Below are 13,781 nucleotides of genomic sequence, written 5' to 3' on the forward strand. Positions count from 1 at the left end.
TGCCCATTCGTCAATGCCTTAGGGGAATACCATGCTCCATTCTTCGATCGATCGCGCTGCGCACGCGACGCCGCCGGTGCTTGCACGGCGCATCACAGGGTTGTCGGACCGCGCGATCGCCTGGATCTTCGTCGCACCGTCCATCGTGCTTTTGCTTGCGATCAACATCTTCCCGCTGATCTGGACCGTCCGGCTGAGCTTCACCAATTTCCGTGTGAACCGCCCGAACGAGCCTGTTCAGTTCGTCGGTCTGCGCAACTACCTGAACATCCTGACCGACAAGGACATCTGGCTGACGATGCAGGCCACGGCACACTTCCTGATCTGGACGATCGTCCTGCAGGTGCTCATCGGCTTTGCTCTCGCCTATCTCATCAACAAGAAGTTCCGCGGTAACGACCTGTGGACGACCATCATCGTGCTTCCGATGATGCTGAGCCCCGCCGTCGTCGGAAACTTCTGGACTTTTCTCTACCAGCCGCAGATCGGCCTCTTCAATTATGCGATCGGGTTCCTGACCGGAGCCGACCCGTCCAGCTTCTCGATGATCGGCGACACGTCGCTGGCGCCCTGGGCGATCATCATCGTCGACACCTGGATGTGGACGCCGTTCGTCATGCTCATCTGCCTTGCCGGGCTGCGCTCCATTCCGAGCAGCATCTATGAGGCGGCGGAATGCGACCGGGCCAGCAGCTGGCGCCAGTTCTGGACGATTACCATTCCGATGGTGCTGCCGTTCCTGATGCTGGCCATCCTTTTCCGCGGCATCGAGAACTTCAAGATGTTCGACCTGGTCGTGCAACTGACGGGCGGCGGCCCGGGCTCGATCACGGAGCTGACGTCGATCAACCTGAAGCGCGAAGCCTTCGAGAAATGGCGCACCGGATACGCGTCCGCCTATGCCGTCATCCTCTTCGTGACCGTCTTCGGCCTCGCGTCGATCTATGTCAAAGCACTCAACAAGGTGAAGCAGAGATGAGCAGCTTTTCTGTAACGGAGCCATCCGCACGGCAGAAGTGGTTCGCAGGCGCCCTGGTCGTGCTGTATGCGGTGATCACCATTCTCCCGCTGCTCTGGATCATCGGAACGGGGTTCAAGTCGCCCTCGGACGCGATCGCCTATCCGCCGAAAACCTTCTTCGAGCCGACGCTCGAGGGCTATGTGAACCTCTTCACCACGCGCACCCGCGTTTCTGAAGATCAACTGAAGGAGATGGGCGAACCGAAGACCTGGTACGAGCGTCTGGTTCGCAAGGACGGGCTGATCATCGCCGGCCCGTCGCGCTTCCCGGAGCGTTTCTACAATTCCGTCATCATCGGGTTCGGTTCGACGGTGCTGTGCATCGTGCTCGGGACGGCTGCGGCCTATGCCTTCTCGCGCTTCAAGGTGCCGCTCAAGGACGACCTGCTGTTCTTCATCCTCTCTACACGGATGATGCCGCCGATTGCGGTCGCCATACCGATCTTCCTGATGTTCCGCTCGCTCGGACTGAACGACACCCATGCCGGCATGATTCTGCTCTACACGGCGGTCAACCTGTCGCTCTCGGTCTGGCTGCTCAAGGGCTTCATCGACGAGATCCCGATTGAGTATGAAGAGGCGGCGCTGATCGACGGCTACACGCGCTTCCAGGCGTTCTACAAGGTGGTGCTACCCCAGGCGGCGACCGGCATCGCGTCGACAGCGATCTTCTGCCTGATCTTCGCCTGGAACGAATACGCCTTCGCCGTGCTGCTGACGTCCGGCACAGCGCAGACCGCACCGCCCTTCATTCCGACGATCATCGGCGTCGGCGGCCAGGACTGGCCGGCGGTGGCGGCCGGCGCGACCCTCTTCCTCGTCCCCGTGATGGTGTTCACGATCCTGCTTCGCAAACACCTCCTGCGCGGCATCACCTTCGGAGCGGTAAGAAAATGACAGCTTTCCTCAATCAGTTGCTCCGCCTTCGCCGTGGCGCATGGGAAATGGTGGCATCGGTGCTCATCGCGCTCGGCGTGGTCATGCTGATGCAGCCGGTCTCGCTCACGCTCTACTCCTTCTCCTTCCTCGTGACGCTGCTTGGAACAGTCATGTTCATCATCGTCAGCCATTTTCCGGAGTGACCCATGGCACAGATCAGAATTGAGAATGTGCGCAAGGAGTTCGGGGCGTTCACGGCTGTCCAGTCCTCGAGCTTCACGGTGGAAGACGGCGAGTTCTTCATGCTGCTCGGCCCTTCCGGATGCGGCAAGACGACGACGCTTCGGATGATGGCGGGACTGGAACTGCCGACGAGCGGCCAGATCTATATTGGCGGCGAAGAAGTCGGCATGAAGCGGGCAAGGGAGCGCGATATCGCCTTCGTCTTCCAGATGTTCGCCCTCTATCCCCACATGAACGTGCGCAAGAACATCTCCTATCCCCTCGTCAGCCAGGGCATGAAAAAGGCGGATGTGGCGACGCGCGTCGCCGAGGTGGCAAGGATCCTCAGAATTGAAGGCATCCTCGACAAGCCCGTCGGCGGGCTCTCAGGCGGCGACCGCCAGCGCGTCGCGCTCGGCCGGGCGATCGTGCGCAACCCGAAGGCCTTCTTCATGGATGAGCCGCTCGGCGCGCTCGACGCGGAGTTCCGCGAACATATGGCGGGCGAGCTGCGGGCGCTGCACGATCGCATGGGCGCCACCACCGTATACGTCACCCACGACCAGCTGGAAGCGATGCAGATGGGCGACAAGATCGTCGTCATGAACCACGGCGTCATCGAGCAGTTCGGCCGACCGCAGCAGATCTACGACTGGCCGGCGACGAAATTCGTCGCCAAGTTCATCGGCTCCCCGTCCATGAACTTTCTGGAGTTCGAGGGCATGATCGGTGTCGGTGGCGACAGCATCGACCTCGGCGGGAAAAAGGTGGCAGTGCCGGCATCGCGTGAGGGCAGGGCTGGTACGCTGTCGCTCGGTGTACGTCCCGAGCACGTCCGTTTCGTCGATGACTCCAGCTATAGAGGCCGCGTGATCGCCGTCGAGTATCTGGGCACCACCCAGATCGTCACGATCGAAACGCCCAACGGCGAGATCAAGGCGCGCACGCCCTCCAGTCAAGCAGCCCGCACCGACGAGCTTGTCGGTCTCGATTTCAACGCACGGACCTTGACGCTCTTCAATGCGGAGACGGGGCGTGCTCTTGTCTCCGAAGCCAACGAGGGAGTGCTGCGCCGTGGCTGAAGTCATTCTAAGAAACGTGACGAAGACATTCCGCACTCACGCGGCGCTCAACGAGGTCTCGATGACGATCCCGGACGGATCGTTCGTCGTGCTGCTGGGGCCGACTGGTGCCGGAAAGACGACGACGTTGCGCATGGTCTCGGGTCTCGACACGCCCGACAGCGGCGAGATCTTTATCGGCGGGATGTCCATGCAAGGACTGACGCCGGCGCAGCGCAACGTGGCGATGGTCTTCCAGCAATATTCGCTCTACCCGCATCTGTCCGTGCGGCAGAACCTGGAGTTTCCGCTAAAATCCCCGCTTCTGAAAACGCCGCAAAAGACGATCGACGAAAAGGTGAACGCCATCGCCGAGGTCTTGCAGATCTCGCACAAGCTCGACAACAAGGCGACGGCCCTGTCCGGCGGCGAAATGCAGCGCGTATCGATCGGTCGAGCGCTTGTCAGAAACCCGCAGATATACCTGATGGACGAGCCCTTGAGTTCGCTCGACGCGAAGCTTCGGGCCGACCTGCGCGTCGAACTGAAGAACATCCAGGCAAAATCCGGGGCGACGCTTCTCTACGTCACCCACGACCAGATCGAAGCCATGACCATGGCAACGCATATCGGCGTGCTCGAAGAGGGCAGGCTCGTTCAGTTCGGTTCACCACGAGAGGTCTACGAAGCGCCGGTCAGCGTCTACGCCGCGACCCGTCTCGGCCAGCCGCGCATCAACGTCCTGCCTGCCAAGCTTTTTGCGGGGGCGCCGGAGAGGGCGCAGTCGATCGGCCTTCGCCCCGAAAACATCGTCCAGGGCGCCGGAGAGGATGCCCTCGTGACCCGTGTCGAACATCTGGGCGACCAGACGCGCCTGCATCTCACGTTCAAGCAGCACAACCTCGTGACGGTCACGGATCCCCACACCGGGTTCCGCGGCGGCGAGACCATCAAGATCCAGCCAGACAAGCCGCTCTTCTTCGACGCGGCCGGAATGCGCATCGCTTAGGAGGCGAACATGAATCAGTTTATCAACCGCAAGGAAAATGCGGTTACGGAAGCGATCGAAGGGGTTCTTGCCGCATCCGGCGGCGCGCTCAGCCGCCTCGACGGATATCCGCACATTCGCGTCGTCCTGCGCTCGGATTGGGACAGGAGCAAGGTTGCGCTGGTTTCAGGTGGCGGCTCGGGACACGAGCCCGCGCACATCGGCTTCGTCGGCAAGGGCATGCTGACGGCTGCCGTCTGCGGCGACGTCTTCGCGTCGCCGAGCGTGGATGCGATCCTCGCCGGCATTCTGGCAGTGACCGGGCCTGCCGGCTGCCTGCTGATCGTCAAGAACTACACCGGCGACCGGCTGAACTTTGGCCTCGCGGCCGAACGCGCCCGCGCCTACGGCCTCAATGTGAGCATGGTCATCGTCGATGACGACATTGCGCTGCCGGACCTTCCGCAGGCCCGCGGTGTCGCCGGCACCCTGTTCGTCCACAAGATCGCCGGAGCGCTCGCGGAAAGCGGGGCAGACCTCGATGCGATCGCCCATGCGGCGCGCAAGGTCATATCCGGCACGAGCACCATCGGCATGTCGCTCGATACCTGCACCGTTCCGGGCTCGCCGAAGGAACACCGTATCCCCGAAGGACATGCGGAACTCGGCCTCGGCATCCATGGCGAAGCCGGCGTCGAGCAGATCGTCCATTCGGATGCGAGAGGCGCCGTTGCTGCCATGGTCGAGCGACTGCAGGCGGCGATGGAGGACAAGCCGCACGTGGCGCTCGTCAACAATCTCGGCGGCACGTCGATCCTGGAAATGTCTGTCCTCATGCATGAACTCGCCCAGTCTGACATCGCCGACCGGATCGTGCACCTTGTCGGGCCCGCGCCGATGATGACGTCGCTGGACATGCGTGGCTTTTCCGTCTCCGTCTATCCGGCCGACAAGGCCGAACTGGAGCTGTTGTCCCGGCCCGTGGCGCTTCCGGCCTGGCCGGGCGTGACCGCCGTCAGGCCGGTGAATGTTCTGGCCCTGCCGGATGGCCTGACGCCGATTTCGCCTCTGCCTTCACGACACGATGCGACGCGGCAGTTCCTGCTTGCCTGCTGCAACCTGCTGATCGATGCGGAAAAGGACCTGAACGCACTCGATGCCAAGTCCGGCGATGGAGACACCGGCTCGACGCTTGCTGGCGCGGCACGGGCACTCATTCAGGCGCTCGATCGCCTGCCGCTCTCCGACCATACGCAGCTCTTCCGCGCCATCGGGCAGGAGCTGAGCCAGACGATGGGTGGCTCTTCGGGCGTGCTTCTGGCGATCTTCTTCGCCGCCGCCGGTGATGGCGCCTCGAGCGGGCTTTCGATCCGCGAAGCGCTGAAAGCCGGGCTGGCGCGCATGCAGGAAATCGGCGGCGCGCAGATCGGCGACCGCACCATGGTCGACGCGCTTTCCCCTGCGCTGGATGCGCTCGACGCGAGCATCGGCGCGGCTGCTAAGGCAGCGCGTGACGGCGCCAATCTGACGGCGACGCTCGTGCGGGCAAGGGCAGGGCGGGCCGCCTATATCAACGCCAAACAGCTCGAAGGGCACATCGATCCCGGCGCCGAAGCAGTCGCCCGTCTGTTCGAGCACCTGGCACGCCATCCCGATATGCTCGGGCGCCAGCCCGAAGGCGCCGCAGCCGTCGCCGGCTGACAGCCAGACAACAAAACGCCCCGGCAAGCCGGGGCGTTTCGTGACGGGAGGTGTCAGTGGAGCGTGGGCTTAGAGCGCGCGGCTCTCGTAACCGGCCGCCTTCAGGGCGTCTGCGATCGGCCCTGCCGCTGCGGCGGTCTCGACGCTGACTTCCCTATTGCCGAGATCGACCTTGATCGTTGCCTGCGGGTCGACGCTCAAGATCGCCTTCTGGACGACGCCGGCGCAGTGGCCACAGGTCATGTTGTCGATCTTGTAGTTCTGCATGCTTGTCTCCTTGGTTCGGTTGTGAGACAAACATGGCGTCTCCCACCGTTGGAAGGTCAATAGGGCCTTCGAGATATTTGTTCGCGGCATTTCCAGTCGCACGAATGGTGGAAAGTACCCCCGAAAGTCTAGGCCAACGGCCTCTCAAATTCTCCGAAAAATTTGAAAGTCTTTCATCATCGATCCCGGGAATGGACGGCTAGCGGTCTGCGTCCGGAAGTCGCACAATCCCAAGGCTGTGCAAGAGGCATTCGCGTCGTCCGAGAGAGGGCGGACGATCGCCAGCCGGCACGAAACCTAAAGCGAAGCGATCGCTCCGGACTGTCCGGGCGTTCGAAATGCACTGGTCGGGAACTGGAGGAGACGGTTTCCCGCTCATTGTCGTTCGGCTGCGTCGTGGTGACGCCGCCAAGGGAGGAAAGATGTTTGAACGACTATTCAAGCTGAAAGAGCATCAGACGACGGCGCGCACCGAGGTGATCGCCGGTATCACGACATTCCTGACGATGTCCTACATCATCTTCGTCAACCCCGACATCCTGTCGAGCACGGGCATGGATAGGGATGCCGTCTTCGTCGCAACCTGTATTGCCGCGGCACTCGGCTCCGCCGTCATGGCGCTCGTCGCCAACTGGCCGATCGGCATGGCGCCCGGAATGGGCCTCAACGCCTTCTTCGCCTTCACCGTGGTCGCAGCCCTCGGCTTCACCTGGCAGCAGGCGCTGGGGGCGGTCTTCATCTCGGGCGTGATCTTCCTGATCCTGACCGTGACGGGGGTCCGAAGCTGGCTGATTGCCGGTATTCCGCATTCGCTTCGAAGCGCGATTGCCACCGGTATCGGCCTCTTCCTCGGCATCATCGCCCTGAAGAACGCCGGCATCGTCGTCGACAATCCGGCAACGCTCGTCGGCCTCGGTGACCTCAAGCAGACCGGTCCGCTTCTCGCCATCCTCGGCTTCTTCGTGATCGCCGTGCTCGATGCGCTGAAAGTTCGCGGCTCGATCCTGATCGGCATCCTGGTCGTCACCGTCTTGTCGATGATCCTCGGCGTCAGCGAGTTCAAGGGCATTGTTTCGGCACCGCCGAGCATCGCGCCGACCTTCCTGCAACTCGACATCATGGGTGCCTTGCATGGCGGCCTGCTGCACGTCATCCTCGTCTTCGTGCTCGTCGAAGTTTTCGACGCCACCGGCACGTTGATCGGTGTCGCCAAGCGCGCCAAGCTGGTCGAAGAAGGCAAGCCGAACCGCCTCGGCCGCGCGCTTCTGGCCGACAGCACCGCGATCGTCGCCGGCTCGCTGATCGGTACCAGCAGCACGACCGCCTATGTCGAAAGCGCCTCGGGCGTCCAGGCAGGCGGCCGCACGGGTCTAACCGCGCTCACCGTCTGCGTGCTCTTCCTCGCCGCGCTGTTCTTCTCGCCGCTGGCAGCTGCCGTTCCGTCCTATGCGACGGCTCCGGCTCTGCTTTATGTCGCCGGCCTGATGATGCGCGAACTGACGGAAGTCGACTGGGACGATCTGACGGAAGCGGCTCCGGCGGCACTCACCGCCCTTGCCATGCCCTTCACCTACTCGATCGCCAACGGTCTCGCCTTCGGCTTCGTCAGCTACGTCGTCTTGAAGGTCTTCACCGGCAAGTGGAGCGTCATCCATCCGGCAACCCAGCTCGTTGCAGCACTCTTCATCGTGCGCTTCGCGTTCTTCGCCGAATAACGAAAATCGGCCGGAGCATGTCGCGTCGGCCGATCAGAACTTCCCCGTAAGTGCTGACCGGAGCAACGAAATGTTGCTCCGGTCTTCTTCTGTTTCGTCTCAGTATTGGCCGGCGGGCAGATGCACGACGAGCCCATCCAGGTCAGCCGACACCGTGATCTGACAGCTCAGCCGGCTGCGTTCGTTCGGGTTGACTACGCACTCGATCATGTCCTGTTCCTGGAACTCGGGCGCCGGCAGGCGGTCGCTCCATTCGCCGTCGATGTAACAGTGACAGGTGCCGCAGGCGCAGGAGCCGCCGCATTCGGCGGCAATGGCGTCGATGCCGTTTTGCACGGCGGCGGACATCAGCGACTGGCCGATCTCCGCCTGGATTTCTTTCGTCGTGCCGTCCGCGTCGATGAAGACGATCTTGGGCATGGGTATTCTCCGATTGCGTATGTTGGTATCGAGGATGGGGGATCAGGCGGGTCGGATGGCGATCTTCAGCCGCTTGGGTCCGCGGACTGAAAGCCCGCGCTTGTATTCCGGTTCCCGGTCGACGAGTTCGATGGTCGGGAAGCGGCGAAGCAGGGTGCTGAAGATGATATCCATGTCGAGGCGCGCGAGGTGGTTGCCGAGACAGAAATGCACGCCGCCGCCAAAGGCCAGATGCCGATTGGGCGTGCGGCCGATGTCGAACGTGTCGGCGTTCTCGAACTGCTTGGGATCGCGGTTGGCGGCGCCATAGAGCAGGCCGAACTTGGTACCGCGCTCGAAGCGCCGGCCGAAGATCTCGACGTCCTCGACGCAATGGCGGTGGAAGAACGGGAGCGGCGACTCGTAGCGGAACATCTCCTGCACGCCGGTCTGGATCAGCCCGGGCTCTGCGCGCAACCTCGCCATCTGGTCGGGAAAACGCAGCAGTGCGTGCATGCCGCTGCCGAGCACGTCGATCGTCGAGCCGTGCCCTGCCATCAGGATCAGCATGCAGGTCGAGATGAACTCGTCGAAGTTCATGGCGCCGGAGCGTTCCGCCTCGATCAGCACCGAGATGAGATCATCCTTCGGCGCCCGCTCGCGCTCGGCCTTCAGTGCCGTCAGATATTCGTAGAACTCGGTCGTGTTGCGCTCGGCGAGTTCCTTGCGCGCATCCGAGCGGTCGACGTCGAAGAACTGCACGATGTTTTCCGACCAGATCCGTAGCTGCGGACAGTCCTCGTCCGGAACGCCGAGCAGGCGACCGATGATGTGGCCCGGAACATGGGCGGCCAGATCATCGACGAAGTCGATCTCACCACGATCGGCGAGGCTGTCGATCAGCCGGTCGACATAGGCCTGGATCTGGTCGCGGAGCTTGGCGATCATCGCCGGCGTGAACAGCTTGAACACCTGTTTGCGTAACCGGTCATGCACGGCACCATCGCTGTCGAGCAAGCTGAACTGCACGAAACGCTCGTGATGCGGCATGTCGTGCCAATTGGCGGCGCGTTGCAGTTTTGCAAGCTCTTCCTTGGTTGCGAGGTCTTCGAGCGAGCGCACCATGCGCTTGTCCATGACGATCGCCGAGACGTCCTCGAAGCGCGAGGCAAGCCAGATGTCGAAGTCCGCGAAGTAGTGCAGCCCCTCCTTTTCGCGCAGCGCGCGATAGGTCGGATAGGGATCGCGAGCAAAATCCGGTGACAGCGGCGCGAAGGTGAAATTCGCGGCGTCGCCGTTCGGCGCGGTTTCGGTCATGGGCAAATCTCCGTGCATAAAGCTGCATGATAACGTCACGGGATCAGCTCTGTGAATGGCGCCCTGTCGCAAGATGATGGACAAAACTCGCATCGGATGCCAGAAAATGGCATGTTGCCCGAAAGCGAAGAGCTCCATTTTCACACCCCGGCAAAATTCGCCGATGCGTTTCCCTATCTGGCGCTGGTGGCCGGAAGCCGGACGACACGTCCTGACGAGGCGCCGATCCGCAAACGGTTCCACCAGCATGTCTTCGTCTACACAACGGGCGGACGCGGGTTGATCGAGGTGCGCGGTCAACGTTTCCTGGCCGAAACGGGCAGCGTCGCCTGGCTCGATACTGCTCAGGCCTATGCGCATAGCTGCGCACCCGACAGCGAAAGCTGGCGCTATCTCTGGATGGGGATAGAGGGGCACGGGCTTGATGCGCTCTTCCAGTTTCTCGGCGTGCAGCAGTCACCACTGTTCGTGCCGAGAGACACGGACAGGGCACAGGCGGCATTCGAAAGTGTGAGGGGATTTCTTGCCGAGCGTTCGCCGGCGACCGACGCCCTGTCGAGCGCCGCGATCGCGGGGCTGATGGCGGACATGATCGCGCCACGGCTGATCGGAGCCGAACCGGCCGAGGACAGGTCCGGTGAAGACCGTTTGCTTCAGGTGCTGTCGGTGATGCGCGGCGATCTCGCGAGACCCTGGACGATCGACGATCTGGCGGCGCTTGCGCGGCTGAGCCCGTCGCAACTCTTTCGCCGCTTTCGCGACATGGTGGGAACAACGCCGATGGACTGGCTGCGCCACGAGCGCATCAACCAGGCAAAACGCCTGCTGGTGGGTCCCGATGCCAAGGTGTCGGCGGTGGCCGCCGTCTGCGGCTATCCGGATCCCTACCATTTCTCCCGCGATTTCCGGCGGCTGACGGGATACACGCCGACGAAGTTCAGGCGGGATGGCGGCTATTGAGGCCGCAGTCTTATCGTCCGATTTCGGCGGCCAGCGAGGCCCTGGCGCACCGATAACCCGACCGGACGACCGGGTCATGCATTCATTCACACGATCAGGAACGGCTCCTTGAAGAAATGCTCTTCCAGGTTGACGCCCTCGCCACCGCGATCGACCACCGCGAAATCCGAGACGTCATCAAGCGGCGTCAGGATGCCGTGCCAGACGTTGCGGGCGATGTTGACGCCCTGGCCAGGCGTGGTCTTGAAGGCGATCGGTTCGCTCGGTCCCTCATCGGTTTCCCGGGAGACGACGATCAGAAACGGGTTGTCGCTCAAGGGGATGAAGGCCTGGCTGCCGAGCGGATGGCGCTCGACCATGGTGAGTTTCAGCGGCAGCGGATAAGGTACACCGCGCACCAGGCTGATCATGGGCCGGGCCTTTTCGCCTGTTGTATCGATCTTGGCGAGGTCGTGGTAGCGGGTTGCATTGCCCCCGTTGATGGGGAAGTTGTTGGCATTCTCCGTTTCGATCACGTCGCCGAAAGGCGCAAAGGCCTCCCGGGTCAACGGCTGTATGACGATCTCCTTCATGTGACGCTCCTCCGTCCAATGTTGATGGGTTGCCTGGAAGTTCGGTCGGTTCGCCTCCTTGGCGAAACGATTTAGATGCCGGCTTTCGCAATACGCCCGAAGACACGCAGCCGGCTGACGCCGCCGTCGGGGAAGATGTTGAAGCGCACGTGGGTTACCGGACCCGCGATCGCGAGTGCGCTTGCTTCATAGGTGTGGATGCTGTCGGCGGCGAGTTTCTGCGGCGGCAGAACCTCGCGCCAGAACATCGACGATGCGGTGACGGATGCGGCCACTTCGCAAGCGGTCGCTCCGAGGTCGGCCGCCTGCAGCGAACAGGTGTCCGGGTAGTTTCCCTTGAAGTGGGCGGTATCGACCACGATCCGGTCGATCTCGCCGCGCGCTGCGAGTTTCACCACGATCCAGTCGTTGCCGGGCTCCCGCCGCCGGCGCGTCTCCCAGCCGTCGCCCATGTTGATGCCGCGTCCGGGCGCAAGCAGCCGCTGATGGCCGTAATGCCCGTTGGAATAGGCGATGATGCGCCCGCCAAGCAAGCATGAGGCCAGGTCGACCACGGTGTCGCCGATCGCTGCCTGGTCAAGCGCTGGCGCTCCGTAAACCCGAAGGCGGGCGACGCCGCCGTCGGGATAGATGCGCAGGCGCACATGGCTCCAGATGGAATCCGACCGCGCTTCGAAGTGATGCGGCGCACTCGGGCCGAGCGGCCGAGGACAGACCAGTTCCGTCCAGACCGTCCGATCGTCGGGGCCATCCGGTGCCAGGCAGGCGTCGATGGCGCAAGCGCTCGGGTAGTTGCCGGTGAAATGAGCGGTATCAACCTCGAAGCCCCGGATGAGGCCGTTCGTCGCGAGCGCCACGATGGCGTGGTCGTTGCCGGGGCCGCGGCGTCGCCGCGTCTCCCAGCCGTCCATCCACTTCCCGTTTTCGTCATAGACACCGGGATGATAGACCGGAGGCGCATCTTGTAACATGCGCTCGAGCGGCGCGAAGAACTCGTCGGTTGCAAAGACCGGCCGCGCGCCGAGACCGGCGGAGGCAAGGTTGATCGCGTTCAGCGCGAATTCGGGCGGGCTCACGCCGTCGGTCGTCATCGCGAGGCCCTCAGCTCGGCAGCATGTCCTTGAGGCGCAGATAGGCGATGCGTTCCACCTGCCGGCACGCCGTCTCGAACTCCGTGTCGCGATCGTTGCCGATCCGGCTTTCGAAGGCCGCGAGGATTTCGTCCTTGGTGCGTCCCTTGACCGCCATGATGAACGGGAACTTGAACTTGTCGACATAGGCGGCGTTGAGCGTGGTGAAGCGCTCGCGCTCGGCGTCGGTCAGCGCGTCGAGCCCGGCACCGGCCTGCTCGTTGGTCGAGCTTTCGGTCAGGCGCTTGGCTTGCGCCAGCTTGCCGGCGAGATCCGGATGCGCGATGAGGACGGCAAGCCGTTCTTCGGCCGAAGCTTCGCGGAAGACCGCGGAAAGCGCAGCGGCAAGGCCGATCGCCGTGTCATTGGCCGGCGAGAGCTCACCCTGGAAGGCGCGCTTCGCGATCCACTTGGAATGTTCGAAGACGCCGCCGAACTTGGCGACAAACGCCTCTTCGCCAAGCCGCGACGGGCGATCGTCCCAGGCCTTGTACGGGTAGTTCTCGGCCCAGTGACGGGCGATGTCGACGCGTTTTGCCAGCCAGACCTTCTCGTGGCCCTGCACATAATCGAGGAAGCGGGCGAGTGCCGCGGCCCGGCCGGGGCGGCCGACGAGGCGGCAATGCAGCCCGATGCTCAGCATCTTCGGCGCACCGGCGGTACCCTCAGCGTAGAGCACGTCGAAGCTGTCCTTGAGGTAGCTGAAGAACTGGTCGCCGCTGTTGAAACCCTGCGGTGTGGCGAAGCGCATGTCATTGCTGTCGAGCGTATAGGGGATGACCAGCTGATGGCGCCCCGCATGCTCGTGCCAATAGGGCAGGTCGTCGGCATAGGCGTCGGAGACATAGTCGAAACCGCCGGCCTCGGTGACGAGGTCGAGCGTGTTGTCGGAACAGCGCCCCGTGTACCAGCCGCGTGGGCGTTCGCCGGTGACGATCGTGTGCAGCCGGATCGCCTCGGCGATCTCCTGGCGCTCGCGTTCGGGCGAGAAATCCTTGTGCTCGATCCATTTCAGGCCGTGCGAGGCGATTTCCCAGCCGGCGTCCTGCATGGCGGCGACCTGCTCCGGAGAGCGCTTCAGCGCCGTGGCAACACCATAAACGGTGGCCGGCACGCTGCGCTCGGTGAACATGCGATGCAGACGCCAGAAGCCGGCGCGCGCGCCATACTCATAGATCGATTCCATGTTCCAGTGGCGTTGGCCCTGCCAGGCCTGCGCTCCGACGATTTCCGACAGGAATGCTTCGGAGGCCGCGTCGCCATGCAGCACGCAGTTTTCGCCGCCTTCCTCGTAATTGATGACGAATTGCACGGCGATCCGCGCGCCGTCGGGCCAGGTGATTTTGAAGTTCGGGCCGTGGCCGTGAAGATCGCGGGGGTATCTCATGAAAGCAGCTCCTCCAGACATTTTCGTCTCTGCATCCAATTTCTAGCGGCATTTGTTTCGAGCCATTCCCCCCAAAAAATTTGAAAGTCTCGAATGATCCGGTCGCTACCAAGCGGGTGGGATTGCCGGAATACTGCGAGGTGGAAAGCTGACTTCGGGAGGA

The 13,781-nt window shown here is 62.9% G+C and carries 14 protein-coding genes; 8 read left to right on the forward strand and 6 right to left on the reverse strand.

Annotated features, from left to right (window positions below; genetic code table 11):
- Positions 1-31 precede the first annotated feature (31 nt).
- From IB267_RS22360 to IB267_RS22385, 6 genes are read left to right on the forward strand one after another with little or no spacing between them, the layout of a single operon-like run.
- Complete coding sequence (locus tag IB267_RS22360; RefSeq protein WP_192449629.1) at positions 32-979, forward strand: carbohydrate ABC transporter permease; 948 nt, start codon at positions 32-34, stop codon at positions 977-979.
- Positions 976-1,917 carry a carbohydrate ABC transporter permease gene (locus IB267_RS22365; RefSeq protein ID WP_192449630.1) on the forward strand — a complete coding sequence of 314 codons (942 nt, stop codon included), beginning with the start codon at positions 976-978 and terminating at the stop codon, positions 1,915-1,917. Before IB267_RS22360 ends, IB267_RS22365 begins: the two co-directional genes overlap by 4 nt.
- Positions 1,914-2,102: a hypothetical protein gene (locus IB267_RS22370; protein ID WP_034799314.1), complete on the forward strand. Its 189-nt coding sequence runs from the start codon at positions 1,914-1,916 to the stop codon at positions 2,100-2,102. The genes IB267_RS22365 and IB267_RS22370 overlap by 4 nt, the downstream gene beginning before the upstream one ends.
- Before the next feature lie 3 nt (positions 2,103-2,105).
- Entirely contained in the window at positions 2,106-3,203 is a 1,098-nt protein-coding gene (locus IB267_RS22375; protein WP_192449631.1) for an ABC transporter ATP-binding protein, read from the forward strand.
- A complete protein-coding gene (locus IB267_RS22380) occupies positions 3,196-4,191 on the forward strand; it encodes an ABC transporter ATP-binding protein (protein WP_192449632.1) in 996 nt (331 codons plus the stop codon). Before IB267_RS22375 ends, IB267_RS22380 begins: the two co-directional genes overlap by 8 nt.
- A gap of 9 nt (positions 4,192-4,200) precedes the next feature.
- Positions 4,201-5,871 carry a dihydroxyacetone kinase subunit DhaK gene (locus IB267_RS22385; protein WP_192449633.1) on the forward strand — a complete coding sequence of 557 codons (1,671 nt, stop codon included), beginning with the start codon at positions 4,201-4,203 and terminating at the stop codon, positions 5,869-5,871.
- Positions 5,872-5,940: 69 nt separating this feature from the next.
- On the opposite strand, the gene IB267_RS22390 is transcribed toward IB267_RS22385, so the two are convergent.
- On the reverse strand, positions 5,941-6,138 hold the full coding sequence (locus IB267_RS22390) for a heavy-metal-associated domain-containing protein (protein ID WP_034799336.1): 198 nt from the start codon (positions 6,136-6,138) through the stop codon (positions 5,941-5,943).
- A 422-nt stretch (positions 6,139-6,560) separates the two neighbouring features.
- Here IB267_RS22390 and IB267_RS22395 point away from each other — a divergent pair, with 422 nt between their 5' ends.
- Positions 6,561-7,853 (forward strand): NCS2 family permease, encoded by a 1,293-nt coding sequence (locus IB267_RS22395; protein ID WP_192449634.1) that lies wholly within the window; start codon positions 6,561-6,563, stop codon positions 7,851-7,853.
- A gap of 99 nt (positions 7,854-7,952) precedes the next feature.
- Here the strand turns inward: IB267_RS22395 and IB267_RS22400 are convergent, their stop codons facing one another.
- Together IB267_RS22400 and IB267_RS22405 are read right to left on the reverse strand one after the other, a co-directional pair.
- Positions 7,953-8,273: a 2Fe-2S iron-sulfur cluster-binding protein gene (locus tag IB267_RS22400; protein ID WP_192449635.1), complete on the reverse strand. Its 321-nt coding sequence runs from the start codon at positions 8,271-8,273 to the stop codon at positions 7,953-7,955.
- Positions 8,274-8,315: 42 nt separating this feature from the next.
- Complete coding sequence (locus tag IB267_RS22405; protein WP_192449636.1) at positions 8,316-9,569, reverse strand: cytochrome P450; 1,254 nt, start codon at positions 9,567-9,569, stop codon at positions 8,316-8,318.
- A 51-nt stretch (positions 9,570-9,620) separates the two neighbouring features.
- Between IB267_RS22405 and IB267_RS22410 the strand changes: the two genes are divergently transcribed.
- Positions 9,621-10,529 (forward strand): AraC family transcriptional regulator, encoded by a 909-nt coding sequence (locus IB267_RS22410; RefSeq protein WP_192449637.1) that lies wholly within the window; start codon positions 9,621-9,623, stop codon positions 10,527-10,529.
- A gap of 86 nt (positions 10,530-10,615) precedes the next feature.
- Here IB267_RS22410 and IB267_RS22415 read toward each other — a convergent pair whose 3' ends face one another.
- The 3 genes from IB267_RS22415 to puuE all read right to left on the reverse strand — a co-directional run bounded on the left by IB267_RS22415 (position 10,616) and on the right by puuE (position 13,618).
- Positions 10,616-11,101: an ureidoglycolate lyase gene (locus tag IB267_RS22415; RefSeq protein ID WP_034799348.1), complete on the reverse strand. Its 486-nt coding sequence runs from the start codon at positions 11,099-11,101 to the stop codon at positions 10,616-10,618.
- Between the two features lie 71 nt (positions 11,102-11,172).
- Positions 11,173-12,192 (reverse strand): allantoicase, encoded by a 1,020-nt coding sequence (alc, locus tag IB267_RS22420; protein WP_192449638.1) that lies wholly within the window; start codon positions 12,190-12,192, stop codon positions 11,173-11,175.
- A gap of 10 nt (positions 12,193-12,202) precedes the next feature.
- A complete protein-coding gene (puuE, locus tag IB267_RS22425) occupies positions 12,203-13,618 on the reverse strand; it encodes an allantoinase PuuE (protein WP_192449639.1) in 1,416 nt (471 codons plus the stop codon).
- Positions 13,619-13,781 lie beyond the last annotated feature (163 nt).

This window comes from Ensifer sp. ENS09 (assembly GCF_014852425.1).
In the GTDB taxonomy this organism is placed as follows: Bacteria; Pseudomonadota; Alphaproteobacteria; order Rhizobiales; family Rhizobiaceae; genus Ensifer.